The sequence below is a fragment of the Paraburkholderia suaedae genome (assembly GCF_040812055.1).
GTDB lineage: Bacteria > Pseudomonadota > Gammaproteobacteria > Burkholderiales > Burkholderiaceae > Paraburkholderia.
This window is the reverse complement of the sequence record NZ_JBFOAH010000001.1, coordinates 49,252-74,971: the sequence shown is the minus strand read 5'-3', so window position 1 is coordinate 74,971 and position 25,720 is coordinate 49,252. Positions and strand designations below refer to the sequence as shown.

At 64.8% G+C, this 25,720-nt stretch carries 27 protein-coding genes, 1 tRNA gene and 1 pseudogene; 9 read left to right on the top strand and 20 right to left on the bottom strand.

Annotation, left to right across the window (positions count from 1 at the left end):
- Nucleotides 1-5 precede the first annotated feature (5 nt).
- The 3 genes from argA (at nucleotide 6) to proP (ending at nucleotide 3,941) form a co-directional block, all read left to right on the top strand.
- A complete protein-coding gene (gene argA, locus ABQJ48_RS00320; protein WP_367835192.1) occupies nucleotides 6-1,394 on the top strand; it encodes an amino-acid N-acetyltransferase in 1,389 nt (462 codons plus the stop codon).
- A gap of 51 nt (nucleotides 1,395-1,445) precedes the next feature.
- Nucleotides 1,446-1,718: an oxidative damage protection protein gene (locus ABQJ48_RS00315; RefSeq protein ID WP_007181244.1), complete on the top strand. Its 273-nt coding sequence runs from the start codon at nucleotides 1,446-1,448 to the stop codon at nucleotides 1,716-1,718.
- Between the two features lie 753 nt (nucleotides 1,719-2,471).
- Nucleotides 2,472-3,941: a glycine betaine/L-proline transporter ProP gene (gene proP, locus ABQJ48_RS00310; RefSeq protein ID WP_367835191.1), complete on the top strand. Its 1,470-nt coding sequence runs from the start codon at nucleotides 2,472-2,474 to the stop codon at nucleotides 3,939-3,941.
- Nucleotides 3,942-4,129: 188 nt separating this feature from the next.
- Here proP and ABQJ48_RS00305 read toward each other — a convergent pair whose 3' ends face one another.
- From ABQJ48_RS00305 to ABQJ48_RS00275, 8 genes and pseudogenes are all read right to left on the bottom strand, one after another.
- A complete protein-coding gene (locus tag ABQJ48_RS00305; RefSeq protein ID WP_367835189.1) occupies nucleotides 4,130-4,618 on the bottom strand; it encodes a metallophosphoesterase family protein in 489 nt (162 codons plus the stop codon).
- Nucleotides 4,619-4,643: 25 nt separating this feature from the next.
- Nucleotides 4,644-4,802: a hypothetical protein gene (locus ABQJ48_RS37780; RefSeq protein WP_473094082.1), complete on the bottom strand. Its 159-nt coding sequence runs from the start codon at nucleotides 4,800-4,802 to the stop codon at nucleotides 4,644-4,646.
- Between the two features lie 5 nt (nucleotides 4,803-4,807).
- Nucleotides 4,808-5,021: pseudogene (locus tag ABQJ48_RS37775) on the bottom strand (hypothetical protein); the annotation flags it as partial.
- A gap of 3 nt (nucleotides 5,022-5,024) precedes the next feature.
- Nucleotides 5,025-5,600 (bottom strand): TMEM175 family protein, encoded by a 576-nt coding sequence (locus ABQJ48_RS00295; RefSeq protein ID WP_367835187.1) that lies wholly within the window; start codon nucleotides 5,598-5,600, stop codon nucleotides 5,025-5,027.
- Between the two features lie 201 nt (nucleotides 5,601-5,801).
- Nucleotides 5,802-6,170, bottom strand: a complete 369-nt coding sequence (locus ABQJ48_RS00290) for a cupin domain-containing protein (protein WP_473094090.1) — start codon at nucleotides 6,168-6,170, stop codon at nucleotides 5,802-5,804.
- Between the two features lie 32 nt (nucleotides 6,171-6,202).
- Entirely contained in the window at nucleotides 6,203-7,615 is a 1,413-nt protein-coding gene (locus tag ABQJ48_RS00285; protein WP_367835183.1) for an FAD-containing oxidoreductase, read from the bottom strand.
- A 136-nt stretch (nucleotides 7,616-7,751) separates the two neighbouring features.
- Nucleotides 7,752-7,940 carry a hypothetical protein gene (locus ABQJ48_RS00280; protein ID WP_367835181.1) on the bottom strand — a complete coding sequence of 63 codons (189 nt, stop codon included), beginning with the start codon at nucleotides 7,938-7,940 and terminating at the stop codon, nucleotides 7,752-7,754.
- A gap of 296 nt (nucleotides 7,941-8,236) precedes the next feature.
- The gene (locus tag ABQJ48_RS00275; RefSeq protein ID WP_367835180.1) at nucleotides 8,237-10,567 is read right to left on the bottom strand and encodes a putative bifunctional diguanylate cyclase/phosphodiesterase; all 2,331 of its coding nucleotides are present in this window, start codon (nucleotides 10,565-10,567) and stop codon (nucleotides 8,237-8,239) included.
- Nucleotides 10,568-10,883: 316 nt separating this feature from the next.
- Between ABQJ48_RS00275 and ABQJ48_RS00270 the strand changes: the two genes are divergently transcribed.
- Nucleotides 10,884-11,633: an SDR family oxidoreductase gene (locus ABQJ48_RS00270; protein WP_367835179.1), complete on the top strand. Its 750-nt coding sequence runs from the start codon at nucleotides 10,884-10,886 to the stop codon at nucleotides 11,631-11,633.
- A gap of 96 nt (nucleotides 11,634-11,729) precedes the next feature.
- Here ABQJ48_RS00270 and ABQJ48_RS00265 read toward each other — a convergent pair whose 3' ends face one another.
- On the bottom strand, nucleotides 11,730-12,233 hold the full coding sequence (locus ABQJ48_RS00265) for a M48 metallopeptidase family protein (protein WP_367835178.1): 504 nt from the start codon (nucleotides 12,231-12,233) through the stop codon (nucleotides 11,730-11,732).
- Nucleotides 12,234-12,651: 418 nt separating this feature from the next.
- Here ABQJ48_RS00265 and ABQJ48_RS00260 point away from each other — a divergent pair.
- Both ABQJ48_RS00260 and ABQJ48_RS00255 read left to right on the top strand, forming a co-directional pair.
- Nucleotides 12,652-12,736, top strand: a tRNA-Leu gene (locus tag ABQJ48_RS00260).
- A 215-nt stretch (nucleotides 12,737-12,951) separates the two neighbouring features.
- Complete coding sequence (locus tag ABQJ48_RS00255) at nucleotides 12,952-14,151, top strand: MFS transporter (protein WP_367835176.1); 1,200 nt, start codon at nucleotides 12,952-12,954, stop codon at nucleotides 14,149-14,151.
- A gap of 40 nt (nucleotides 14,152-14,191) precedes the next feature.
- Here ABQJ48_RS00255 and ABQJ48_RS00250 read toward each other — a convergent pair whose 3' ends face one another.
- The 5 genes from ABQJ48_RS00250 to ABQJ48_RS00230 form a co-directional block, all read right to left on the bottom strand.
- Nucleotides 14,192-14,620, bottom strand: coding sequence for a response regulator (locus ABQJ48_RS00250; RefSeq protein ID WP_367835175.1), 429 nt, complete (start codon nucleotides 14,618-14,620; stop codon nucleotides 14,192-14,194).
- A 20-nt stretch (nucleotides 14,621-14,640) separates the two neighbouring features.
- On the bottom strand, nucleotides 14,641-15,273 hold the full coding sequence (locus tag ABQJ48_RS00245) for a response regulator (RefSeq protein ID WP_367835174.1): 633 nt from the start codon (nucleotides 15,271-15,273) through the stop codon (nucleotides 14,641-14,643).
- 182 nt (nucleotides 15,274-15,455) lie between these two features.
- Nucleotides 15,456-16,028 carry a ferritin-like domain-containing protein gene (locus ABQJ48_RS00240; RefSeq protein ID WP_367835173.1) on the bottom strand — a complete coding sequence of 191 codons (573 nt, stop codon included), beginning with the start codon at nucleotides 16,026-16,028 and terminating at the stop codon, nucleotides 15,456-15,458.
- A gap of 108 nt (nucleotides 16,029-16,136) precedes the next feature.
- Nucleotides 16,137-16,298, bottom strand: coding sequence for a DUF1328 domain-containing protein (locus tag ABQJ48_RS00235; RefSeq protein ID WP_006052455.1), 162 nt, complete (start codon nucleotides 16,296-16,298; stop codon nucleotides 16,137-16,139).
- A gap of 92 nt (nucleotides 16,299-16,390) precedes the next feature.
- On the bottom strand, nucleotides 16,391-16,567 hold the full coding sequence (locus ABQJ48_RS00230) for a DUF1328 domain-containing protein (protein WP_367835171.1): 177 nt from the start codon (nucleotides 16,565-16,567) through the stop codon (nucleotides 16,391-16,393).
- A gap of 328 nt (nucleotides 16,568-16,895) precedes the next feature.
- On the opposite strand from ABQJ48_RS00230, the gene ABQJ48_RS00225 reads away from it, so the two are divergent.
- Nucleotides 16,896-18,365 (top strand): sensor histidine kinase, encoded by a 1,470-nt coding sequence (locus ABQJ48_RS00225; RefSeq protein ID WP_367835169.1) that lies wholly within the window; start codon nucleotides 16,896-16,898, stop codon nucleotides 18,363-18,365.
- A 241-nt stretch (nucleotides 18,366-18,606) separates the two neighbouring features.
- A complete protein-coding gene (locus tag ABQJ48_RS00220) occupies nucleotides 18,607-18,744 on the top strand; it encodes an entericidin A/B family lipoprotein (RefSeq protein WP_367835952.1) in 138 nt (45 codons plus the stop codon).
- Between the two features lie 261 nt (nucleotides 18,745-19,005).
- Here the strand turns inward: ABQJ48_RS00220 and ABQJ48_RS00215 are convergent, their stop codons facing one another.
- From ABQJ48_RS00215 to ABQJ48_RS00190, 6 genes are all read right to left on the bottom strand, one after another.
- Complete coding sequence (locus tag ABQJ48_RS00215) at nucleotides 19,006-19,800, bottom strand: DUF4397 domain-containing protein (RefSeq protein ID WP_367835168.1); 795 nt, start codon at nucleotides 19,798-19,800, stop codon at nucleotides 19,006-19,008.
- A 545-nt stretch (nucleotides 19,801-20,345) separates the two neighbouring features.
- Complete coding sequence (locus ABQJ48_RS00210) at nucleotides 20,346-21,287, bottom strand: EamA family transporter (RefSeq protein ID WP_367835166.1); 942 nt, start codon at nucleotides 21,285-21,287, stop codon at nucleotides 20,346-20,348.
- 365 nt (nucleotides 21,288-21,652) lie between these two features.
- Complete coding sequence (locus tag ABQJ48_RS00205) at nucleotides 21,653-21,886, bottom strand: pentapeptide MXKDX repeat protein (RefSeq protein ID WP_367835165.1); 234 nt, start codon at nucleotides 21,884-21,886, stop codon at nucleotides 21,653-21,655.
- Nucleotides 21,887-22,009: 123 nt separating this feature from the next.
- On the bottom strand, nucleotides 22,010-22,801 hold the full coding sequence (locus tag ABQJ48_RS00200; RefSeq protein WP_367835164.1) for a molybdopterin-dependent oxidoreductase: 792 nt from the start codon (nucleotides 22,799-22,801) through the stop codon (nucleotides 22,010-22,012).
- Nucleotides 22,802-22,835: 34 nt separating this feature from the next.
- Nucleotides 22,836-23,474 (bottom strand): cytochrome b/b6 domain-containing protein, encoded by a 639-nt coding sequence (locus tag ABQJ48_RS00195; protein WP_367835163.1) that lies wholly within the window; start codon nucleotides 23,472-23,474, stop codon nucleotides 22,836-22,838.
- A gap of 48 nt (nucleotides 23,475-23,522) precedes the next feature.
- Nucleotides 23,523-24,401, bottom strand: a complete 879-nt coding sequence (locus ABQJ48_RS00190) for a DUF1223 domain-containing protein (protein ID WP_367835161.1) — start codon at nucleotides 24,399-24,401, stop codon at nucleotides 23,523-23,525.
- Between the two features lie 648 nt (nucleotides 24,402-25,049).
- On the opposite strand from ABQJ48_RS00190, the gene ABQJ48_RS00185 reads away from it, so the two are divergent.
- Nucleotides 25,050-25,460: a GreA/GreB family elongation factor gene (locus tag ABQJ48_RS00185; protein ID WP_367835160.1), complete on the top strand. Its 411-nt coding sequence runs from the start codon at nucleotides 25,050-25,052 to the stop codon at nucleotides 25,458-25,460.
- Nucleotides 25,461-25,720: the final 260 nt, after the last annotated feature.

The window sequence follows — 25,720 nt, the reverse complement described above, 5'->3', positions numbered from 1 at the left end:
CCGGCATGAATTCTCAAACCGACCTCGTCCCCGCGCCCGCGAGCGTTCCGGCCCCTGCCGGCACAACGGAAGACCTCGCCCAGCATGCGCAATTCGTCGACTGGATGCGCTCAGTCGCCCCTTATATCCATGCGTTCCGCAACAAGACGTTCGTGGTCGGTTTCGGTGGCGAGGTGGTGCATCAGGGGCTCCTGAACGCGCTCGTGTCCGACATCGCGCTGCTGCAGGCAATGGGCATCCAGATCGTGCTCGTGCATGGCTCGCGACCGCAGGTCGAAGAGCAGATGAGCCTGCATGGCGTCGAGTCGGAGTTTTCGCACGGCATGCGCATTACCGACGCGCGCGCGCTCGAGTCCGCGAAAGAAGCGGCCGGCGAAGTCCGTCTGGACATCGAGGCCGCGATCAGCCAGGGCTTGCCGAATACGCCGATGGCGCACGCGCACATCAGCGTGGTGTCCGGCAACTTCGTGACGGCGCGGCCGGTCGGCATTCTGGATGGCGTCGACTTCGCTCACACCGGCGTGGTGCGCAAGATCGACGCGGATTCGATCCGCCACTCGCTCGCGAGCCGCAAGCTGGTGCTGCTGTCGCCGCTCGGCTTCTCGCCCACCGGCGAAGCGTTCAACCTGGCGATGGAAGACGTGGCCTCGGCCGCGGCAATCGCGCTGCGCGCCGACAAAATCGTGTTCCTGACCGAAACGCCCGGCCTCATGGAAGCCGGCGAAAACGGTCCGGAACTGGTCCGCGAACTGTCGCTCGACGATGCCTACAAGCTGCACGAAAGCGGCGAAGTCACCGGCGACGCGGGCTTCTACCTGAAGCATTCCATCCGCGCGTGCCGCGGCGGCGTCCCGCGTGCGCACATCATCCCGTATGCGCTCGACGGCAGCCTGCTGCTCGAACTGTTCCTGCACGACGGCGTCGGCACGATGATCTCGTACGAGAATCTGGAAAGCCTGCGCGAAGCCACGCCGGACGACGTCGGCGGGATTCTGTCCCTGATCGAGCCGCTCGAATCGGACGGCACGCTAGTGCGGCGCGGCCGCCATCAGATCGAACGCGACATCGACCATTTCTCGGTGATCGAGCACGATGGCGTGCTGTTCGGCTGCGCGGCGCTTTATCCGTATCCGCAGGAGCGCATCGGCGAAATGGCGTGCCTGACGGTCGCGCCCGAGGCGCAAGGCACCGGCGACGGCGAGCGCCTGCTCAAGCGCATCGAACAGCGCGCGCGGGCGCGCGGCCTCACGCGCATTTTCGTGCTCACCACGCGCACCGAACACTGGTTCCTCAAGCGCGGCTTCGTCAAGGTCACGGTCGACGACCTGCCCGAAGACCGCCGCAGACTCTATAACTGGCAGCGCAAGTCGCTCGTGCTGATGAAACAGCTCTGAGCGGCCCCATATCAAGCGACTGCCCGCCCACATCGATAGGAGAAGCACAGCATGACTCGGATGGTTCAATGCGCGAAGCTCGGCAAGGAAGCCGAAGGCCTCGATTTCCCGCCGCTGCCTGGCGAACTCGGCAAGCGGATCTACGAAAGCATTTCGAAGGAAGCGTGGCAGGCCTGGTTGAAACAGCAGACCATGCTGATCAACGAAAACCGCCTGAACATGGCCGATCCGCGGGCTCGCCAGTACTTGATGAAGCAGACAGAAAAGTTCTTCTTCGGCGAAGGCGCGGACACTGCGCAGGGTTACGTGCCGCCGTCGGCCTGACAAGCGTCTCGTCGAAAACCCGTACCGACAATCCGCGCCGCGAGCGCGGATTTTTTCGCCTTGATTTTGCGGCGTTATTTGCGGCGTGATTGTTCAGCGGGGTGTGCCGCGTTTTCGCCGCCGGCTTTTCTCAGCGGGTCGCTCGCACATTGACCCAAACGGTTCGTTACAGCCGCTTCGGGCCCGCCTTTTCCGGCTGCCCGAATCAGCCGTAATCGCCCGCGTGCCAACGCATTGAGGTCGCTCGCCGAACCGCCTTCGGAACCTGGGTTTGCAGGATCGTCCGGCATCGTGCTAACATGTGCCCCGTTCCAACAGCAATTTACCTGCATTAACCTTTCTTTTCAGTCTGGCTCGCGTGACGCGTGCCTTCCTGAATCGAACCGTTTCATACAAGAAGGCTCGTCGGTCGTTTCCCAGTTTGCGTCGCTCGATGAGCGGCGAGCAAACACCGGCCTTTTTCGTTTCAAGCCTTCCAGCGGCGCGCGGGCCAGCTTTCGGCCACCCCCGCGTCCTCATGCATCTGCCCCCCTCGTACGGCCACGCAGGTGCAACAGTCAGCACAATCTAGACGAGTGTTTTTTCGCGACCTGTCTCGCGAGGCGCGGGCGTTGTGTTTTTCATTTGCGCCCTACTGCGTCGCCTTCGGTGACGATGCAGCCTTGGCCTTGCTCGCGAAATCACATTTCCCAGCAACCGTGACGGAACCTGCATGCGCGTCATGCGTTTCGTCGCAGTCATTGGAGTTTTACCTTGAGCGCTTCCAGCAACGGCTTCTGGCGACACCATAAAGAAGAACAACGCCTTTCTCTGGACGACATCACCGTCGTCGACACATCTCTGCTCAAGCGCGCCGTCGGCGCGATGGCGCTGGGCAACGCAATGGAATGGTTCGATTTCGGCGTGTACAGTTACATTGCCGTGACGCTCGGCAAAGTGTTCTTCCCCTCTTCCAACCCGTCCGCACAGTTGATCGCCACGTTCGGCACGTTCGCCGCGGCGTTCCTCGTGCGACCGATCGGCGGCATGGTGTTCGGGCCGCTGGGCGACCGCATCGGCCGGCAACGCGTGCTGGCGATGACGATGATCATGATGGCGCTCGGCACTTTTGCGATCGGCCTGATTCCGGATTACGGGTCGATCGGCATTCTTGCGCCGGTGCTGCTGCTGCTCGCGCGTCTGGTGCAGGGCTTTTCGACGGGCGGTGAGTATGGCGGCGCCGCGACCTTCATCGCCGAATTCTCGACCGACAAGCGCCGTGGCTTCATGGGGAGCTTCCTCGAGTTCGGCACGCTGATCGGCTACGTACTGGGCGCGGGCACGGTGGCGGTGCTGAGCGCGACGCTGTCGAACGACGCGCTGCTGTCGTGGGGCTGGCGTGTGCCGTTCCTGATCGCCGGTCCGCTGGGCCTGGTCGGTCTCTACATCCGCATGAAGCTCGAAGAAACGCCCGCGTTCAAAAAGCAGGCCGAGCAGCGTGAAGCCGAGGACAAGGCGCTGCCCGTGCAGTCCTTCCGGCAACTCCTCGCGCAGCAATGGAAGCCACTGCTGCTGTGTGTCGGCCTCGTGCTGATCTTCAACGTCACGGACTACATGGCGCTGTCGTATCTGCCGAGCTATCTGTCGGCCACGCTGCACTTCAACGAAACGCACGGCCTGTTCCTCGTGCTGCTCGTGATGATCCTGATGATGCCGATGACGCTCGCCGCCGGCCGCCTGTCCGACACGATCGGCCGCAAGCCGGTCATGCTGTTCGGCTGCGTGGGCCTGCTCGCGCTGTCGATTCCCGCGCTGCTGCTGATCCGCATGGGCACGGTGCTGCCGGTGTTCGGCGGGCTGATGATTCTCGGCGTGCTGTTGTCGTGCTTTACCGGCGTGATGCCGTCGGCGCTGCCGGCGCTGTTTCCCACCAGGATCCGTTACGGCGCGCTCGCGATCGGCTTCAATGTTTCGGTATCGCTGTTCGGCGGCACGACGCCGCTGATGACCGCATGGCTGGTCGAGCGTAGCGGCAATCTGATGATGCCCGCGTATTACCTGATGGGCGCGTCGCTGATCGGCATCGCGTCGGTGCTCGCGCTGCGCGAAACCGCCCGCAAGCCGCTGCTTGGCTCGGGCCCCTGCGTGGCGACCCGCGCCGAAGCGCATGCGGTGCTGCGCGGCGAGCGCGAAGCCGAGGAAATGGATGAGGTGTACGCGACTGCTGCAACGGCGCGTGCGTGAGCGCCGCGTGCGTTGATTGCGTGCGTTGATTGCGAGCGTGCGTTGATTGCGTGCGTTGATTGCGAGCGTGCGTTGATTGCGTGCGTTAGGTCGAGCGCGAGGGGTTAAGCCCGAAGCTTTGATCGCGCCGCCTCAATGCCGATCCCTTCGGCAAGCGGGCCGGCATCAATTTGCCGGTCCGCTTTTTTTCACGGCAGCAGTGAATCGAAACTGGCGCTGGCGCGCGCGCCGTCCACGATCAAGATGCCCGCGCAAACCGGCAGCCTGAAACGCCGTGGCCCCGCGCTGCCGGGGTTGACGAACAGCACGCCGTCGCGCTCGCTGATCGACGGCTTGTGCGAATGGCCGCTCACCACCACGCCGACGCCGTCGCTGCGCGGGTCGGCGCCCAGATCGGCGATATCGTGCACCACACGGATCGTCACCTGCTGCACGGTCAGGGTCGCATGGGTCGGCAGCGATGCGGCCCACTCGCCGATGTCATTGTTGCCGCGCACTGCCGTAACCGGCGCGATGCGCGCAAGCGCGTCGAGCACCGCTTGCTGGCAGATATCGCCCCCATGAATGATCGCGTCGCAGCCGGCGAGATACTGCAAAGCTTCTGGACGCACGAGGTTGTGCGTATCGGAGATGAGTCCGATGCGCGAAAGCGAAGAGACTGCGTTGCGCAAAGTCATGTGCTCAGGTATCGGCCAGGCGGCCTCACTCCGTCTGCTGCGCGGCGAGTTCGCGCGACACGGTCCGCGCCGGCCGCTTCGCGCCGAGCATGCACCTCGTCACGCCCTGTACGGCGAGCGACGCCAGCGCCGCGCACGCAAAGCTCAACCCCACGCCGTAGCGCGGCAGCAGCGTCGCGCTCACCGCGAAGCTTCGGACCCGGCGATCGCCGCAATCGATGCCGGCCGACGCCTGCGCCGCAAACAACGGTCCGCGCTCCAGTGCGAGCAAGAGCACGATCGGCCCGGCGACGACCGGCAGCCCCGCCAGCCATCTTGCCACCGACGGCCCCCACAACCGCGCGGCCAACGTCAGCGCGGCGAGGAACGCCGGCACCAGCACGAGCTTCAGCGTCAGCAGCATGCGTCATGCCTCCAGCACGTGTTCGATGCGCCTGTCCGGCACCAGCCACCATGCCGCGGCAAGCGTATAGAGCGCCGCCGAGACCCACGGCGCGATGAAGGCCAGCGCGATGCCCGCCAGATAGACCACTACCGAAACCTTGCCCTTGAAGTCGTTGCCGACCGCTCTGGCGATGGTCGACGCCTTGCCGTGCGCGCGTATCAGCACGCGGGTCAGGATGAAATACGCGATCGCCGACATAACCAGCACGACGCCGTACATCGCGGTCGGCCAGGAAGCGAGATGGTTTGCGCCGACCCAGTGCGTGACCGCGGGCAGGAGCGACAGCCAGAACAGCAGATGGAGATTGGCCCACAACACGGCGCCGTTGACCTTCTGCACGGCATGGAACAGGTGGTGATGATTGTTCCAGTAGATACCGACGTAGATGAAGCTCAACACGTACGCGCAGAACACCGGCAGCATCGGACGCAGCGCGGCGAGATCGAAGCCCTCCGGCACCTTCAGCTCGAGCACCATGATCGTGATGATGATGGCGATCACGCCATCGCTGAAGGCTTCGACACGTCCTTTGCCCATCGGTCCATTTCCTGATGATGAATGTGATGGCGCACCGAGCCCGCCCGCTTTCTTGCAGACCACCGCGCCGCCGGCGATTATCCGCGATGCCGCGAGGCTTTGTCGATGCGCGTGAGTCTGACCGGAGGGCCTGCGCGCATGGCCGCCGCGCTCGCGCAGTGCGCCGATTGCGCCGATTGCGCCGTTGACCGAGCGCCGCGTTCAACCCGGCGCGCCGTCCGCCTGCGGATAGTAGACGGCGAGCCACACACTCGGCTCCGTGTTGCTGGTCCATGCGATCCGGTGCCGGCAATGTGCGTGGATCAGCACATGATCGCCCGGGCTCATCGGATGCGGCTGCGGGTTGCCCTCGAACTCGAGCGTTGCCGCGCCGCTCAGCAACGCGACCCATTCGGCGCGCGGGCTGTCGTACCAGAAGCCAGGCGGGCTCGCCTGCCCCATCGAGACGATCCGCTCGATCGTCACGCCGCCTTGCTCCACGAGCGCGTCGATCCGCTCGCCGGCGGCCTCGGACGGCGATGCGCGGTTCGCGTGATCGAACAGATTGCCGGTAGCGAGTGCCGGTTTCATCGTTTGTTTGAGACCTGTGCCGTGCGCGTCGCTCATTCCATCGGCTTGAGTCCGTCGAGCAAGGTCGGCACCAGCTCGCTGATGGTCGGGTGGATGTGCATCGCGTACTGCAGCGTCGGATACGGCGCCCCCGCCGTCATGATGTCGATGAACGTGTGGATCGCCTCGTCGCCTTCGATACCGTGAATCGCCGCGCCCAGTATCTTTTTGCTCTGCGCGTCGACCATCACCTTCATGAAGCCGTCGGTCTCGCCGCGTTCGCGCGCCCGCCCCACGCGCGACATCGGCATCGTCGCGATCAGCGCGTCGCGGCCGGTTGTGCGGCGCATCTCGCGCACTTCCCCCTCCGACATGCCGACGCGCGCGAGCGGCGGATCGACGAACACCGCGTAGGCCATGATGCGCGTGTCGACGCTGCGCGCGCCGCCGCCGAGCAGATTGGCCGCGACGATCTGGAAGTCGTCATAGGACGTATGCGTGAACGCGCCGCGTCCGTTGACGTCGCCGATTGCCCAGACGCCCGACACGTTGGTGCGCAACTGGCCGTCGACCGGAATCGTGCCGTGCCTGTCCGTTGCAATGCCGGCGGCTGCAAGGCCGAGGTCGTCGGTATTGGGCGCGCGGCCGGTGGCGAACAGCAGGTGCGATGCTTCCAGCGCGGGAACATCCTGCTCGAAGCCGATGCAGAGTTCGTTCGCGCGCTGCGGATGCGGGTCGACCCGGGTGGGCTGCACGCCGAAACGGAACTCGACGCCCTCGCGGGCAAGCACTCGGCGCACCGAGTCCGCGAAATCGGCATCCTCGCGCGTGAGCACGCGCTCGCCGCGCACCAGCACGGTGACCTGGCTGCCGAAGCGCCGAAAGATCTGCGCGAATTCGAGCGCGATATAGCTGCTGCCGACGATCGCCAGATGGTTCGGCAACTCGGTCAGTTCGAGAAGATTGGAGTTGGTGTAGTAGCGAACCCGCTCGAGGCCTTCGAGCGGCGGCACGATGGCACGCGTGCCGGTGTTGATGACAATTTCGTCGGCGCTGAGCTGGTCGAGCGGATGGCCGTCCGGGCCGCTGAGCGCGAGATTGTGCGCCCCGGTGAAGCGCGCGTGAGCGTTGAACACCGTCACGTTGTCGGTGCCGCGCAGCCATTTCTCGACGCCGTCGCGCGACTGGCCGATGATCTTGTCCTTACGCGCCTTCACGGCCGCCAGATCGACGCCGACCGGGCCGCTCACCTGCACGCCCAACTGCGCGGCATGGCGTGCCACATGGGCCGCCCGCGCACTCGCAACATACGACTTGGTCGGCGTGCAGCCGACGTTCACGCAGGTTCCACCGAAAGCGCCGCGCTCGATCACCGCAGTCTGACGGCCGCTTTGAGCGAGCCGCACGGCGAGCGGCGAGCCGCCTTGTCCTGTACCGATCACGACTGCGTCGAAATGCTGTGGCATGGCAACTCTCCCGAGGCTGCGGTAGGTCGTAGCATCTTACGCTCAGTGTCTACGCTCGGTGTCTCGGGTGGACATGCGGGTTGTGGGTGATTGTCGGCGGCGAGTTTCCTCCGTCTGGGTTTTCCCCCGTCTGCGCTCAGGCGTGGCAGTGGACGGCGCAGATCAGGTCGCGCGAACGTTGCAGCGCTGCCTGCGCGCCGCGCGCCGGGACCACCCAGCCCACCTGGCCGAGATTGAAGTCCTGCGACACCATGACTTGCATGAGGGCGACCATCGGCAACACCACCGAGGGCCGGTAAAGCTGGTTTCTGATCAAGGCTGGCATGACGGTTCCCATCGCGCGGCGCCGTTGCGGTATCGCGCTCAATATACGTTTCGATGGGTGGATTCTAGGGATCGGGAGGCTGCGGATAAATAGCGGGAACGCGAAGGCAGTTGTTCGGCAATCTGAACAATCGAATCTGCAACGTGCGCCGTCAGCAGAGATTCGCCGCGTTCAGCCGCGTCGCGCGAAAGCTCGCGCGTCCAGGCAACCCGACAGAACCTCGGCGCAGGCGGCCGTGGCTGCCTGCGCATTCACCGCGATTCGCGGGTTCACGGCACTCGTGACGCTCCCAAGAATCATGACGTCGAGCACGCTCGAGGCGCAGCGCTCGCCAGGCTCGCCTGCGCATCGCACAAGCTGCGCGCATAGGCGATCGCGCCGACTGGCCGGCTATACAGATACCCTTGCTGCTTGTCGCAATCGATCGCCCGCAAAAATGCCGCCTGCTCGGCGGTCTCGACGCCTTCGGCGGTAACGTTCATTCCCAGCGAATGCGCCATCGCGACCACCGCCTGCGTGATCGCAACCGAGTCGCGATGATTCGGCAGACCCGCGACGAACGAACGGTCGATCTTCAGATTGTGCAGGGGAAAGCGCTTCAGATACGACAACGACGAGTAGCCGGTGCCGAAGTCATCGACGGAAATGCGCACGCCCATTTCGCTGAGTGCGTTCAACATGGGCAGCACGGTGTCGCTGTCGTGCATCAAAAGGCGTTCGGTGATCTCCAGTTCGAGCGCCGCGGGCTCGAGCCCGGAGTCCGCCAGACAGCGCTCGACGCGCGCGAGCAGACTGTCGTTGAATTGACGCGGCGACAGATTCACCGCGACGATCAGTTGCGGCGCCATCGTGCGCCGCCATTGCGCGACCTGCGCGCAAGCCCGCGCCAGCACCCAGTCGCCGATCTCGACGATCAGCCCGGCGTCCTCGGCCACCGGAATGAACTCGCCCGGCGACACGTTGCCCAGCTCGGTGTTGTACCAGCGCAGCAGCGCCTCGGCGCCGATCGTGCGGCCATCGTGGCTGTCGACGATCGGCTGGTACACGAGGCTCAGTTCGTCGGCTGCGAGTGCGCGCCGCAACGTCTGCTCGATGGTGAAGCGCCGCTGCAGATGCTGATTCAGCTCGGCCGTGAAGAACTGGAAGTTGTTGCGGCCGCGCTGCTTCGCGTGATACATCGCCGAGTCGGCGTTGCGCATCAGCGTGGCCACGTCCTGGCCGTCCTCGGGAAAGAGACTGATGCCGATCGATGCGCCCAGGTAGTACTCGTTGCCCGCCACCGCGAACGGCACCGCGATCATGTCGAGGATGCGGCGCGCGATGTCGTTCAGATGTCCCGTGTCTCGATAGGCGCTGACCACGATCACGAATTCGTCGCCGCCCACGCGCGCGAGCGTGTCGTTGCGCCCGACGCAGGCCGACAGACGCTCGGCCACGTTGCGCAGCAAGGTGTCGCCGGCCTCATGACCAGCGGTGTCGTTGACCTTCTTGAAGCCGTCCAGATCGACGAACAGCACGGCGACCCTCGACAGCTCGCCCGAGCCGTGGGGTTCAGGCGGTTCGAACAGGTCGCGCATGCGTTGGGTGAGATAGGCGCGGTTGTACAGGCCGGTGAGCGAATCCCGGGTGGCGAGGAACTTGAGCTGGCGCTGCGCTTCGCGCACCGGGCCAATGTCCGTAAAGGAGATCAGCACCGAGTCCGGGTCGCTTTGGCCGGGCCGCATGATCGGCACGACGTTCTCCGTGATCCACACGACGCTGCCGTCGCTCAGTTCCACGCCGATCGTGATGCCGAGCAGCGGTTTGCCGGTCGCGAGTACCTGCGAGGTCGGGCGCTCGTCGCTGGTCACGAGCGAGCCGTCCTCGTGATACGCGCGCACCATCGCCGTGCGAATATTGTGGCCGACGATGCGCGGCCCCACGCGCAGCATGCGTTGCGCGCTCGGGTTGCAGGCCAGCACGATGCCCGCGCGCGACTGCACGACGATGCCCTCGCTCAGGTGATCGACTACCAGCCGGTGATGCTCCTCGCTGTGCGCAAGCCGCTGGGCCATCGCGTCCTGATGAACCGCGAGGCCGACGCTGCTGCCGATGTCGCGCAGAATCGCTTCTTCCTCCGCGCTCGGACGGCGCCGCGTGCGGTAATACACCGCGAAGGCGCCGAGCACCACGCCGGCGTCGTTCAGGAACGGCACCGACCAGCACGCGCGCAAGCCGAGCGGCAACGCGAGATGCCGGAAATCGGCCCACAGCGGATCGGTTTCGATGTCTTCCACGATGACGAGGCGCCGCTCGTACATCGCCGTGCCGCACGACCCCGCTTGCGCACTGATGGCGACGCCGTCGATCGCCGCGCTGAAATGCGGCGGCAGCGACGGTGCGCCGCCGATCCTGGCGTGCACGCCGTCGGCATCGAGCAGCAGGATCGAACACAATGCGCCCTCGCCGAGCAGCGCTTCCGCGCGGCGGCACACCTCGTCGAGCAATTCCGGCAGCGGCGCGTTGCGGGTAATGAGCCGCAGCACGCTGCGCTCCGAGGCCAGCACCTCCCGGGCCAGATCCGGCGGGTAACGGGTGCCGTCGGACCGGGCTCCGCTCCTGCCATCTGATGTTGCTTCGCAAGCCATATATGCATCCCCCAACCCAACATCGGCAGGTTAGTGTACGCGGCGCACCCGGGTTTACGCGAACTTGCGACAGATTTTCGGGTTCGTGCTTTGGGGTGTGCGGCTCGCCGGGGCTCGGTGCCGAGCCGGCTATCGGTTCGAACCCGGGTTCGAACCCCGGCAGTTCCACCTCGCTCAGCGACCAGCCAAGCCGGAGCTCGCTGCCCGCAACACGTTCGACGAGTTCGAACGAGGGCATCGGAAAAGTGGCACGGCAGGCGGCTCGGGCAGGCGCACTATCCTACTCACCAACCCGTCACACTTTCGGAGAAACACAATGACTCGCTTTCAGAACAAGGCCGTTCTCGTCACCGGCGGCAGCAGCGGCATCGGCTTCGCGGCAGCCCGGGCATTCGCGGACGAAGGCGCCCGCGTCGTCATCACCGGGCGCGACGCCGATGCGCTAGAGACCGCCCGCGCCGCGCTCGGCGGCAATGCGCTCGCGGTGCGCAACGACGCCGGCTCGATGGCGGCGGCGCGCGAACTGGCCGCGGCGATCGACGCCGCGGGCATCCGGCTCGACGCCGTGTTCGTCAACGCGGGCACTGCGAAATTCGCGCCCTTGCCCGAAGTCGACGAAGCCTTCTGGGACGCGACCTTCGACACCAACGTCAAAGGCGCGTACTTCCAGATCCAGGCGCTGCTGCCGCTGCTGAACAAGGGCGCGTCGATCGTTCTCAATGGTTCGATCAATGCGCATATCGGCATGCCGGCGTCGTCCGTGTATGCGGCAAGCAAGGCCGCGCTGATTTCGCTGGCGAAGACGCTGTCGGCGGAATTGCTGCCACGAGGTGTGCGCGTCAATGTGGTGAGCCCGGGTCCGGTGCACACGCCGTTGTACGGCAAGCTCGGACTCGACGCCGCCACGCTCGAAGCCACCGCCGCGCAGATTCTCGGCCAGGTGCCGCTCGGGCGCTTCGGCAAGCCGGAAGAAATTGCGTCGACCGTGCTGCATCTCGCCGCGCCTGAGTCGGCGTTCATCGTCGGCACGGAAATCATCGCCGATGGCGGGATGAGCCAGCTTTGAACGCTTGCGCGCGGCGGCCCAATCCCTGCGTGATGCTGCAGCTTCCGGCGCTGCAAGCTCAGGCGGTGGCCGCATGAGCGGGGTTGCGCAAGCCCGTTACGCTTGCTTCTTCGCCAGGTCGCGATACGTCAGATACAGACGCAAATCGAATTCGATCTGATGGTAGCCCGGTTGCATGAACTCGCAAAGACGGTAGAACGCCTTGTTGTGATCGCTCTCTTTCAGATGCGCGAGTTCGTGCACCACGATCATCTTCAGAAACTCCGGCGCCGCCGATTTGAACAACGACGCAATGCGGATTTCTTTCTTCGCCTTCAGCTTGCCGCCCTGCACGCGCGAGATGCTCGTGTGCAGGCCCAACGCGTGACGCACGACATCGAGCTTGCTGTCGTAGGTCACTTTATCGATCTGCTCCGCACTGCGCAGGTGTTCGCGCTTGAGCTCGGCACAGTACGCGTACAGCGCGCGGTCGGTCTGAACGTCGTGGGTGTAGGGATAACGCGCGGCGAGATAGTCGCCGAGCTGTTGTTCGACAATCAGTTTCTTGACCTTCTCCTGCAAGGATGGCGGGTAGCCGGTCAGGTATTTGAGGTGAGACATGGGCGTGCTTTGCATTGATTGGTGCAAGACCGCATCAGGCGGATCGGACAGCGGGCGCACGACTGAGGATGATAGCTTGCGCGCTGGAAGGAGGCCATCGGGGCAACAACCGTTGTGCGAAGGCTTGCCGCGCGGCGCAGCCATTTGCGTACCCGATCGAAAGCGGCAACACCGCGAGCGCGGCGACATCGTCTACCGGACCATCGCATCATAGAGTCTGCTTCCGGCTGGGAACGTTGTGGTGAACGGACTATCTGGACATTGTTGACTGCGGATAAGTTCATTTCGGATGCACCAGCGGCGCTACGGGAGCAGCGTTGCCGTGCGGTTGCCGCCGGCCTTGGCGCAGGCGATGCCCCGGTTGGGTGCGCTCGCCGGGCAATGGTAGAATTCGCGACCGCGCGCGATTGCGGCCCCTGCCGGGGTGATGAAATTGGTAAACATAGCGGACTTAAAATCCGCCGCTTCACAGCTTGCCGGTTCGAGTCCGGTCCCCGGCACCAGCAAGTATTCCGATTTGCCGCACGCGGAAGCCAGTTTGCGGCGCAGTTCGCCGAAGGCCACCGTGTCGCGCGCATTCGACGCGCCGCGCCCGGCAAACGCCTCACACGGCTCGCGTGCCGGACGCTTCGCGCCCGTCAGCACGATCCGCCCCGCTCCGGTATGATCGCCTCGCTTGAGGACCGCGCATGGGCCGGTCCATCGCTCAACCGCCCTCATGTCCACTTCCGACGCTTCCAATCCCGCCACCGCCGACCCGTCGTTGCGCGGGCTGCTGTTTCTGCTCGCCACCATTGCCGGGGTGTCGGTCGCGAACATCTACTACAACCAGCCGCTGCTCGATAACTTCCGTCAGTCGTTTCCGGCCAGCGCGTCGTGGGTCGGCACGGTGCCGGCCGTCACGCAACTCGGCTACGCAGCGGGCATGCTGCTGCTCGCGCCGCTCGGGGACCGCCTGGATCGCCGCCGTCTGATCCTGCTGCAGATCGCCGGCATGTGCGTCGCGCTGGTCGTGGCGGCCGCCGCGCCGACGTTGATCGTACTGATCGGCGCAAGCCTGGCGATCGGCGTGCTCGCCACCATCGCGCAACAGGCGGTGCCGTTTTCCGCCGAACTCGCACCGCCGTCGCAACGCGGCCAGGCGGTCGGCATGGTGATGAGCGGGCTGCTGCTGGGCATACTGCTGGCCCGGACCGCGTCAGGTCTGATCGCCGAATATTTCGGCTGGCGAGCGGTGTTCGGCGCGTCCGTCGTCGCGCTACTGGCGCTGGCCGTCGTCATCATCCTGCGCTTGCCCAAGAGCCAGCCGACCTCGACGCTGTCCTACGGCAAACTGCTGGTGTCGATGTGGCATCTGGTCGTCGAGCATCGTGCGTTGCGCGAAGCGTCGCTGACCGGCGCGGCGCTGTTCGCCGCGTTCAGCATCTTCTGGTCGGTGCTGGCATTGCTGCTGGCGGGCGCGCCGTTTCACCTCGGCCCGCAGGCGGCGGGGCTGTTCGGTATCGTCGGCGCGGCGGGCGCGCTGGCGGCACCGTTCGCGGGCAAGTTCGCCGACCGGCGCGGGCCGCGCGCGATCATCACCGTATCGATCGTGCTGGTGGCGCTTGCGTTCGTGGTGTTCGGCGCGTCGGCAAAGAGCATCGCCGGGCTGGTGATCGGCGTGATCATCCTCGACGTCGGCGTGCAGGCCGCGCAGATATCCAATCAATCGCGCATCTACGCATTGAAGCCCGAGGCGCGCAGCCGCGTGAATACGGTGTATATGGTCGCGTACTTCATTGGCGGTGCGCTCGGCTCGGGGGTCGGCGCGGCTATCTGGCCAGCCTTCGGATGGCTCGGCGTCAGCGCGGCCGGGATCGTGTTCACGGCGATCGCAGCGTGGAACCATCTGCGCCTGCGGTCGCGCGCCGGGCACTGAGAAACTGGCGGTGCGGCTTTACCGAGCGCCCATGCGGCGCTCATTCGCCGCTGCGCGCCGACGCATACTCGTGCAGCGCGTCGATCACCCGGTCGAACTCGAACGATTTGTCGTAAAAGTGGCGCACGCCATACTGTTCGCAGCGCTCGCGATACGCGGGCAGCGCGTGATTGGTCAACACCGCCGCGAACATCGAGTCGATCAGCCCTTCTCGCTGCAAATACGCCAGCACCGGCGCACCCGAACCCTGCTTCAACTGCAGGTCGACGATCACCGCATCGAAGGCTTCATCGCTTAGCAGCGAGATGGCCTCGTCGGCGGAGTCGGCGTAGGCGGCGACCTGCAGCGTACCGGACGCGTCGATCGCTTCCACGAGGCTGCGGCGAATCAGCGGCGAATCCTCGATCAGCAACACACGCAACGGCGCTTGGCTGGCTCGCTCGGCAACGGTGTTCGATTCGCTGTTCATCGGAGTATCTCGATCGTCGATTATTCGATCAGGCCATTCTTGATCGCGTAATAAGTCAGATCGGCATTGTTGGCCAACCGCATCTTCTCCAGCACTCGCGCGCGGTAGGTGCTGACCGTCTTCACGGACAGATGCAACTCCTCCGCGATCTCGGTGGGAATGCGCCCGGCCGCGAGCTTGCAGAAAATCTGAAACTCGCGCTCCGACAGCGCTTCGTGAGGCCGCCCGGCGGCCGGCTTGTCGAGATTGTCGGCGAGCGTGTCGGCGACCGCCTCCGACAGATAGCGGTGGCCCCGCGCGACCGCGCGAATCGCCCGCACGATTTCGTCGGGCTCGCAGTCCTTGTTCAGATAACCGTTCGCGCCCGCGCGCAGCAGGTTGATCGCGTACTGACTCTCCGGGTAGCCCGACAGAATCAGCACGCCCTGCTCCGGGCGCACCTGCTTGATGATGCGCAGCGTGTCGATGCCGTTCTTGTCCGGCATCGCGATGTCGAGCAGCACGACGTCGAACGCCTGCTCGCGCACGAGGCTGATGGTTTCGTCGCCGGTGGCGGCTTCCGCGGCAACGCACATGTCGGGCTCGTCGGCGACGAACTGCCTGAAACCGCCCCGGACGATCGCATGGTCGTCAGCTATCAACACTCGGATCATCGGCTCTGTGCCCCTGCTGTGAAATCGCTCCAGGCCTGCATTGTAATGACCGCCGACCCGGCGCCATTCAGCGCGCCGGCCGCAACGCGGGAAAGCAGCATGCCGGCGCGGCAACCGGCGCCGCAAACTTGCATCCGCCCGCCGCTGCCGCGCCGTCCGCACTCCCTGCGTGCGCTGGCGCGCTACTCGCGGCCCTGCAGAAGATCCGCCATGTCGTCGGCATGCTCTTCTTCGACCGCGAGGATTTCTTCGAACAGACGACGCGTCGTCACATCCTTCTCGCCGAGATAGCGGATGATCTCGCGATAGGTGTCGATCGCGATCCGCTCGGCGACGAGGTTCTCGCGGATCATGTCGGTCAGATCGTTGCCTTCCTTGTATTCCGAATGCGAACGCGTCTTCAGGCCGTCCGGCGCAAAGTCCGGCTCGCCGCCCAGTTGCACGATGCGCTCGGCGATGCGGTCGGCGTGCTCCTGCTCTTCGGTGGCGTGCTGTTCGAATTCCGCCGCCACGGCCTCGGAGTTGATGCCCTTGGCCATGAAGTGATGGCGCTTGTAACGCAGCGTGCAGACGATTTCGGTGGCCAGCGCGTCGTTGAGCAGCTTCAGCACGGTCTGGCGATCCGCGCCGTAACTCTGCGTGACCGGACCATCCGACATGTGCTTGCGCGCGTCCTCGCGGATCTTCTGTACGTCCATCACGAAAGGATCGCTCGATTGCGAGGCGCCACCTTGGGCACCAGATTGCGTCGTCATTGAATTTCTCCTTCAGCGGGTAGGGGGAATTGCGCGTCGCGCACGAATCGCGCCCGACGCGCCGGCAAAGAGAACGACCGCGGCGATGACCGCGCTACGCATGTACTCCTACGTTCGGAACACGCCGAGCAGCAACGTGACCACGAATACGACGAGAAAAATATAAAACAGGATCTTCGCGATTTCGGCCGCACCTGCCGCGATCCCGGTAAAACCGAACACGGCGGCAATGATCGCAATCACGAAAAAGACGATGGCATAGTGAAGCATGGCGACTCTCCCTTTCTGTTGGTATCGGCGTAAAGTGCGCCGCTTCCCGGTCCGCAGCGACGCGCAGCGCGCAGCCCGTTCGACGGGCTGCGCTAATCGATCATTTTCCGGGTCACGACAAAGCCCAGCACCAGGAACACCACGCACAGAATCACGAAGACCACGAACAGGAACTTGGCGATCGCCGCTGCGCCAGCCGCAATGCCGGTAAAGCCGAGAAGGCCGGCTATCACCGCCACGACGGCAAAGAACAACGCCCACTTCAACATAATGGCTACCTCCCGAAACGATCAATGAAACATCAGGTCCATCCTATCGAGCGGCTGCGCCGAGCGCATTCCGACGCACGCCTGTTTTCGTGTGAGAATCCGCTTACATTGGATTACGGCAGCGTTACGCGGCGCGCCGCTGCGATGCCGATCGAAGGGGCCGCGGTAGCCCGCGGTCCCGGTGCGAGGGCGGCGCCATCGTGCTGTGCGGTCGCGGCCGCGCACATGCAACGCCGTCTGCGATGTCATCCGCACCGCCATCTGCATCGCTATCCGCGCCGCGGTTCGCATCGCCCGCTACACTACAGCGCCATCCTGGGAGCCCAACGTGCCGAACCGCCACAACGAGCCAACCGCGCAGCACGCACGCGCCGCAGCGCGGCTCGCCGAGTGGATGCGCAACCGGAGCTGGGCGATCGCGATGACCGTGGCGATCGTGATTACGGTAGGCGGTCTGGTGATTCTCGAAACCGCTCGCGAGCGCATTGCCGCCCAATACGAAACGGCGCTCGAAGCGCGGGACGTCACCGTGCAACTGAGCACGCTCGCCAGCCAGCTATCGAATTTGAGCGCGCAGCAATACCGGTTTCTTCTGACAAAGCAAGACGAGTCCGCCCGCGCTTTTTGCGCGAGTGCGGCGCGCATTCGCCAGAGCACCGGGCAACTCGATCACTTCTACCGCAGCGACCGCGCCGACAGTGCCGAACTTGCGAGTTTCACGCAGATCCGCGCGCTAATCGAGGCGCGCATCGGCGCCGGCGCCGCTGCCCTCGAGCGCGCCGCGCCCCATCCGCTCGAGCTCGCCGAGTGCGGCGGTGCAAGCGCTGTCGATCCGGCCGATGCGTCGCTGATCGACAGCACGCTCACGCTGCTGCGCGACAACGAGGAGCGCCGCGCGCAGCACGCACTCGCTGCGAGCCGCGCCGATCAGCGCATTTCCACGCTGTGCGCAGCGGGCTTGTCGGCGCTGAACATCGTGCTGTTCATTCTGCTGTTTCGCAATCTCGGCATCCAGATCGACCGGCAGGCGCGCGTGCAGCGGCAGCTCATCACACAGCAGGAAGGACTCGACCAGCTCGTCAACGAGCGAACGCGGCAGCTCGAAGCGCTCGGTTGGCATCTGCAGGCGGTCAGCGAAAACGAAAAGACCCAGCTCGCGCGCGAACTGCACGACGAATTGGGCGCCATCCTGACCGCCAGCAAGATGGACGTGGCGTGGGCCAACCGCAAGCTGAAGGACAGCGCGCCCGACATCTCCGACAAGCTCAAACGCGCGCTCGCCAATCTCGACCAGGGCATTGCGCTCAAGCGCCGCATCATCGAGGACATGCGGCCCACGGTGCTGGCGAACTTCGGGCTCGTCACCGCGTTGCGCACGCTCGCCGACGAAGCCGCGCAGCGCAATAACTGGACGCTCGAACTGCACCTGCCCGCCGACGACATCCAGCTCGACGAGCAAACCGAGATCGCCCTCTTTCGCGTCGCGCAGGAGTCGCTGACGAACGCGGCGAAGTACGCGCGGGCGTCCAGGGTGTCGATCGACTTGCGGATCGGCGACGGCCAGGTGGCGCTCTACATCGCCGACAACGGCGTCGGCATCACGCCGGCCGATCTCAAGCGTACGCATACGCACGGGCTGCTCGGCATGCGCCAGCGGGTCGCCGCGCACGGCGGACGCTTCGATATCCGGCGCGGCGTGCCGAACGGCACCGAGATCGACGTGGTGATGCCGGGCGTCAGCACCGCGACGCCTTCGGTCGACGTGCCGCCCGCCTCGCCATCGCGCACGCCTGTCTAACAAGACCCGGCGAAGACCCCGCGCGGCATCCGCTGAACGTTGATGTAGGACTGCGCCGACGGGAACACCGGAGTGCGCCTACAAAAAAATCGCGGCGCAACTGACAGCGTCGCCCCCTGCATTTTCTTTACCATGCAATCAGAGCGGATCGACTGGCGTAAGCCCCGGTCGGACGACAGGCTGGCGCGTGCCGTACACAGGCACATCCACCGATGCAACCTCGACAGGGAGAACCTTTATGATGACTCGACTGATCGCTTTGCTTCTCATTGCAGGCTCGGCCGCCGCGCTCGCCGGTTGCAACACGATGGCCGGCGCCGGTGAGGATATTTCGAAGGGTGGCCACGCCATCACGAACTCGGCGGAGAAGGCCAAGTAAGTCCGATTGCATTCGATCGTACGCAGCGCATTAAAGCGCCGTCCGTGCTGATGTTCGAGAGCCCGTCGCGGGCAAATGCGGCGGGCTTTTTTTCTATGGATTGCGAAACATCTCGTGCGCTGCGCACGCCAGAACAAAACGGCGATCCACTTGCGTGGATCGCCGCTCCGTCCCTCCCTATCATTTTGTCGTTTATTGCCTGCGCTTTTCCGCTTTTCCGCACCGGCAGGCACGCTGAGCGTGCCTGCCTTGGGCGCCCTGCTATTGCCCCGTCAGCGTATTCGACAACTCGATGCTCGGCGTGCCGGTATTGCCGTTCTGCGCGATCAGCAAATGGATCTGCCCCGGCAAGAGCTGGCTCACGGCGCCGCCGATCGGCACCGATGTGATCAGCCAGTCGGCGTTGTTCGACAGCGAGACCGGGGCCGACTGGAAGATCGGCGTCTTGCTGCTCGCCGCGGTCGCAATCAGCACGTATTGCCCGCCGGACACGTAGATCGAATCCTGCCCGCTCGCCGGCACCGCGTTCTTGAACGACACGCCCGCCATTGTCGGCGAGACCTTGGTGATGTCGGTGGACGAGGACTGCACGAGGTACAGGTCGAGGTTGCTCGCATTCGCCGACGCATTGAAGCCCCGCACCCGCGCGTCGTTGGGCAGCAAGCCCTTGGCGAACGGATCGTCGATCAGCCCGATGTCCGGCGCAGCGGCACCGGGCAAGGCCAGCACCGTGTATTCGTGGCCTTTCGCGACGTTCGGGAAAATGCCGCTCGCGAGCGCGGTCTTGGTGCCGGTCGCCGCATAAGCGACCGTGGTCGAGCCCGTGCCGATATTGGTGAAGTTCGTCACGCCCTTATACGAGACGTTCGTCTGACCGGAAGGCGCGTTGCCGTTCACGAGGAAGTCCACCGCCGGACCGCTCGGAATCACGTGAATGAAGTGGATTTGAGGGTTGGTCAGGCCGAGTACCTTGCCTATGTCGTCGGCGCCGCCACCGCACGCGCTCAGCACGGATGCGACCGCAACCGCGGCCGCCATGGTTCGGATCATTTTCATTCGTTCACCTTATCAATGTTCGGGCTCTTCACCCATTGAATTGCGAGCGTCCCTGCGGGCTTGCCGCCGTCCGGCACCGTGTTCGCGATCGTTGGTACGGTGCCGGGCGGCGCTGCGCGAAGTGGTCGCCCCTCCCTGTCCCTGCCGCAAACCACGCCTCGTTGAACGCTGTTTTTTCTCAGCGGCGCGGTCGAACGTCGACGGACGTTCGGCACGGAGCAATAATTGTGCCGATATATTCGATCTGGCTTTCTGAGACAGACAAATGGCTTACCGAGCAAGAATTTAAGGTGTTTAGAATTTTTCTTCGGCGCTGTGGCCTCGCTCCCCAGGCATCGCCTTGCGCATGTCCGTTCCCTACAACCTGCTTGCAAGTCTTACCTGACTTGCGTGGGATGAAACATGCAAATTGCGCCGGTGCATGAAGCGGCCATGTGAGGATGTTCAACACCTGTTTCGGCTGATATCAAGTGCGTATGCCGCCTGTGGGCCGCGCGGGTCAGCCCCGAGGGAGTGATGCCTGACTAGCCCGCGTCGACCGAAACTCAAGCAAGGCCCTTCTTCCTGTAATCGAACCAGAAAGACAAGCCCACGCTCACCAGAATCACAATGGTCGCGATCACCGTCGAGCGCGTCACCGGCTCGCCTAACAGCAGCGCCCCCAAGCCCACGGCGACGACCGGATTCACATACATGCAACTGCTCGCAATGATGGGACTCGTGTGACGGATCAGGAAACCATAGGCGACGTAGGCCGCCATCGTCCCGATCAGCATCAGGTAGACGAACGCGAGCACCGGCAGCACATGCACTTCGAGCATGCGTTCGCCCGAGATCCACGCGACCAGTGTCGATGTCGCGCCGCCCAGCCCGATCTGCAGCGCAGTGGAGAGAAACAGGTCCGACGGTAGCTTCAGACGCCCGGCCAGATGCGCGCCGCCCGCCCAGAACAGCGCGCCGCAGAGAATCGCGAGACTGCCGCCCGCCGAGTCCGGCGCGCTATCGCCGTGACTCAGGATCGCGATGCCGACGAGGCCGAGGCCGACCGCGAACCACTCGCCGCCGCCAATCCTGCGCCCCGCGACGGCCGCGATCACGGTTGCGAACAGCGGCACGGTCGCGACCATCACGGCCGCAGTGCCGGTGCCGACGGTGCGCATCCCGTAAGCCAGCATGCCGCTCGACAATCCGACCAGCATCGTGCCGACCAGCCCGGCATTCGCAATCTCGGCGGCGCTCGGCCAGGCCGGCTTGCGGCGCACCGCGAACACGAACAGCCCGATGCCGGCAAAGAGGTTGCGCAGCCCGGACATCAGCAATGGTGGAAACGAGCCGAGCGCGACGTGCACGGCCAGATAGGTCGAGCCCCACACGAGATAGACGACGGCGAGCGCGAGCGCGATCCGGCCGTTGCGCGAGCGCGGCAGGCGGATCGGCAAACCATTCGGAAAAGCGCGCGAAAGACGGCTTGAGCGTTGCAGCGACATGCGTTCAGCCCGCGGCGGCCGCTCGACGGGTGGCGCCCCCGCAGAACACTTTGTGGCGGGACGGCGGACACCGCATCGGCGATGCGGTCTGACGGGCGAGGCTGGCGGACATGTGGGTGGAACGGAAAAACGATAGATGGCCAGGGGAGCCGTGACGCCGCGGCATCCGGCTGCAATCCGGCCACGGCGAACACGCGCCCGGGCTTGGGCGCGCATCGCATTATGCAGTAAGCGCCCACCGCGTCGCGCGCAAGAATCGTAACTTTTGGCTTCTTGCAACAGAAAAGCCGGGGACGCGTCCCCGGCTTGCGCTCGACGCCCGGCCGACGTCAATCACCGCATGCGGCCGGCACGGCTGGTGGGGCTTAGTTGGACATCGCCCCCGAAGCTTCATGCTTCATGCCCATCGCATCGTTGCCCTTTTTCATCTTGTCGTGCTTCATCGTGTCCTTTTTCATTGTGTCCTTCGACATGCTGTCTTTGGACATCGAATCTTTCGACATCGAATCGTGGGACATCGCGCCACTTGCCTGCGCGAACGCGGCGCCGCCGCTGGTCAACAAAGCGACGGCCACTGTGGCGATTGCGAATTTTTTCATGGGATGACTCCGTGAGTTGTGGATGAATCAGAACCGGCTCGCGCCGGCGTATTTCCGAAGCCGCTGCCGCGTGGGATCGGGCGCAGGCGACATGAGCGCCTCGCCCATGCGCCGACCCGCGCGTCAGGAGCCTCCGAACCAGTTGTAGCCCTGGTCGACCCAATAGCCGCCAGGAAACGTGTTGGTGACGAACATCTCGACGATATGCTTGGGATTCTTGTAACCGAGCTTGGTCGGCATGCGCAGTTTCATCGGGAAGCCGTATTTCGCGGGCAGCCGCTCGCCGTCGTACGAGAACGTGAGGAGCGTTTGCGGATGCAGCGCGGTCGGCATGTCAATGCTCTCGTAGTAATCGTCCGCGCATTTGAAGCCGACGTACTTCGCGCTGGTGTCCGCGCCGACGCGCCGCAGAAAATCGCCGAACGGCGTGCCGCCCCAGCGGCCGATCGCGCTCCACCCTTCCACGCAGATGTGCCGCGTGATCTGCTCGGCATGCGGCAGCGCGTACAACTCCGGCAGGGTCCAGCTGCGCTGTCCGGTGACGAGGCCGCTTACGGTCAGCTTGTAGTCGGAACCGTCCACCTGCGGCACCTGATCGAGGTCGTAGTACGCATTGAACGGAAACGGCCGGGTGAGCTCCGCTTCGGTGTAGGTCGGCGCCAGTTGCTTCGGATCGAACAGCGCGGCTTGCGCGCGGTCGTTCAGACGCGACACGGCGGTCAGAAACCGGTTCACGGATTCATCGTCGGTCAGCGAGCAGCCGGTCAGCATCGAGAGGCCGCCGAGCGTCAGCAGCCGCTTGCCGAACAGCCGCCGCGACGGCATGGCGAGTTCGCGCCGGGCGTCGATCAGGATCGATTCGCGGTCGAGCCGGGGCTGGCCTGGCTGCCGGGGTTGTCCAATGAGCTTATTCATGATTCGTTGTCCGTAAGGTTCGCGCGGGCGGGGTTCATCGTCCGCGCAGCATCGCCAGCAGCGAGCGCGGCACGAGCGCCACCATCGCCAGATGCACCACGAGAAACGCGGCGAGCAGCGACATCGCGGCAAAGTGGACGACGCGCGCGTTGTCGTAGCCGCCCATCAGTTCGCGTAGCAGCGGAAATTGCACCGACTTCCAGATCGCGAGGCCGGAGAGCACCAGCACGATCAGATCGAAGATCGCGAACAGGTAGGCCAATCGCTGCACCGCGTTGTATTCGCGCAGATCGGCGTGCGAGAGCTTGCCGGTCAACGCGGCAATGAAATCGCGCAGCACGGCGCGCGGCGAGAGCGGCAGGAACTTGCGCACGAAGCGACCGCTCGCCAGATTGAGCGCGAGGTACAGCAGGCCGTTGAAAACCAGCAGCCACATCGCGGCGAAGTGCCATTGCAGCGCGCCGCCGAGCCAGCCGCCGAGCGTGAGGGACGGCGCAAAATGGAATGCGGGAAAGATCGGCGAGGCGTCGTAGATGCGCCAGCCCGACAGCATCATGACGATGGCGGCGAGCGCGTTGAGCCAATGCGTGATACGCAACCATAGTGGATGAATGAGGCGCGGCTTCGCCGCGGCCGGCGGCGCGCTGTCGTGAAGGGCGTGAGGGGTTGACATGTTGCGATCTCCTGAGGTGAGCGCAGCGGATAGGCGCGACGTTTGCACTCACTCGCATGCGGCCAGTTCGGCCACTTGCAGCACGTCGCCGGTCGCGTCGTTTTCAACGAAGGCCACCACGCCGAAGCGGGAGGCCGGTGGGTAGGCCGTGGTGTCGGATTTGGTGTCGGCCTTGGTGTTGGGATCAGCATCCGCTGCAGCTTCGTCGACGCGCAAAACGCGGCGAATCCGCGCACTGCCGCCAACGAGCGGCACCGGCCCGAGCCACTGTCGCACGACCCGCTCGTGGTGCAGCGTCACACCGCCGTTTTCGCCCCCGCCGACATGCGACGTGAGCGAGTTCTCATACACCGCGAGATAGCCGTTCAACGAGCGCGCATCCTGCCCGGGGGTGCTCGCGAATTGCGCATCGACGTCGAACGCCCCCTTCGCCTGCGGCGTCAGTTGCAGCACGACATTTGCCTGCGCCCGTTCGGCGACGAGCTTGCCTACGCGACTCTGAAAACTCTCCGGCCGGGACCAGTCGCGCAGCTCGCGGCCGGCGACGAAAATTTCCGGCGTGTACACGGTGTGGCCGCCGGCGAGACCGGTCAGCGTCTGCTGGCGTTCCGTGAAGCGATGCTCCGAAAAACGGTCGGTCCAGCCCAGGCTGTTCCAGTAGTCCACGTGCAGCGCCAACGGCACGATGCCTTGCGCCGCGCCGCTGTCTTTCCACTGACTGAGCCAGTGATCGGCAGGCGGACAGCTACTGCAGCCTTCGCTGCTATAAAGCTCCACCAGCGCCACGCGATGAGCGGGGCTGCGCGCACTGCAAACGGCGCCGGCCGCGCTCGCGAGTCCGCTGGCCAAGCAGGCGCCCAATGCAATCACGACCGTGAAGGCGCGGACGGAACGCCGAAGATTTCGGTGGGCAAGCGCGGTTCGCATGACGTGCTCCGATGAGGATCTGCACGTTGGTCGAGCCACTCGGCGCCTTATGACAGCCCAATGCGGATTTTTTTTCCGACGCTCGACCGACGCGCGGCGAACACTTTCCTGACTCACGGCGACGCTCACGCGCGCATCGTGCCGCCATACTTCGTCGATGGCGACAGCCCTGCGCCATCGAGGCGGACCAGGTAATGCGCATCCGCAGCAGCGCCCAGGCCGCCGGCCGAGACCGGCGAACCGCACCGTGCGGAACGTCACGGGACGTCGCAACGTGGAACCGGTCCATCGCCAACCAAAAGGCTCTGGCGAGCGCGTGCTAACATCATTCTTGCGTTCGCCAGACAGCAAGCCTGCGGGCAACGCCCTATACCTCACACCTATTCTCCCGACCCTGGCGGCTACCTCGATGCGCATTCCGACTTCCCGTGCTCCCACCCGTTTGCGCCCTCGCCGCGCAGCCGGTTGCGCGCGCGTGGACTGCGCGGCGCACGTGGCCGGCAGGCGGTCACGAACGCTCCCGCTTCACGCCGCCCGGCGCCCGATCTAACGCTGCCTGCTCCCAAGCCCTGGCCGCGTCGTCGGGCTCCGGGCCGATCTCATCCGCACGCAAATTCCTTCCATGCAGATCGATTTGGAGTACCCGTGGTGAAAAAGACCAAAACCTGTTACCTGACCGAGCTCGACGTCGCACGTCTGGAAAAGCATGCAGCCGCGCCCGGCGCCGACGCGAAGCTCCAGGACATGCTCGACGACGTCCTCGAGCGCGCGGTGATCGTCGATTCGCGCGAGATCCCCGCGAGCGTCGTGACGATGAATTCCCAAGCCACGCTGATCGACGAAGCGAGCGGCGAGCAGATGACCTGGACCGTGGTCTATCCGCCCAATGCCGACTTCTCACACGGCCGGCTGAACGTGTTCTCGCCCGCGGGTCTCGCATTGCTCGGCGCGAAGCGCGGCGAGCGCATCCGCTTTACACCGCCGAGCGGCACGCAGAAAGTATTGAAGGTAGACAAAATCCTGTATCAGCCGGAAGCCGCCGACGACTTCTCGCTATGACCGACGCGATGCGACCCGCTCGGGCGAGGCAAAACCGGCGCGCGGGGCCGTGCAACCGGTGGACAGCTGCGTGCGTGCAACACCTCGTGCAACCGCTCCTGCCAGCGCGCGTGCAACCGCGCGCGCAGCCCATCGCAATCGCGCGCCCGAAAACGCCGTTGCCACACCTGTTACGACTAGCATAGGCCATTCAAACCCGCCCGATGTCTCGTTCGACTGATCCCGACGGGTTGCCAAGCAGCGGGCCGGCGGTGTATCGT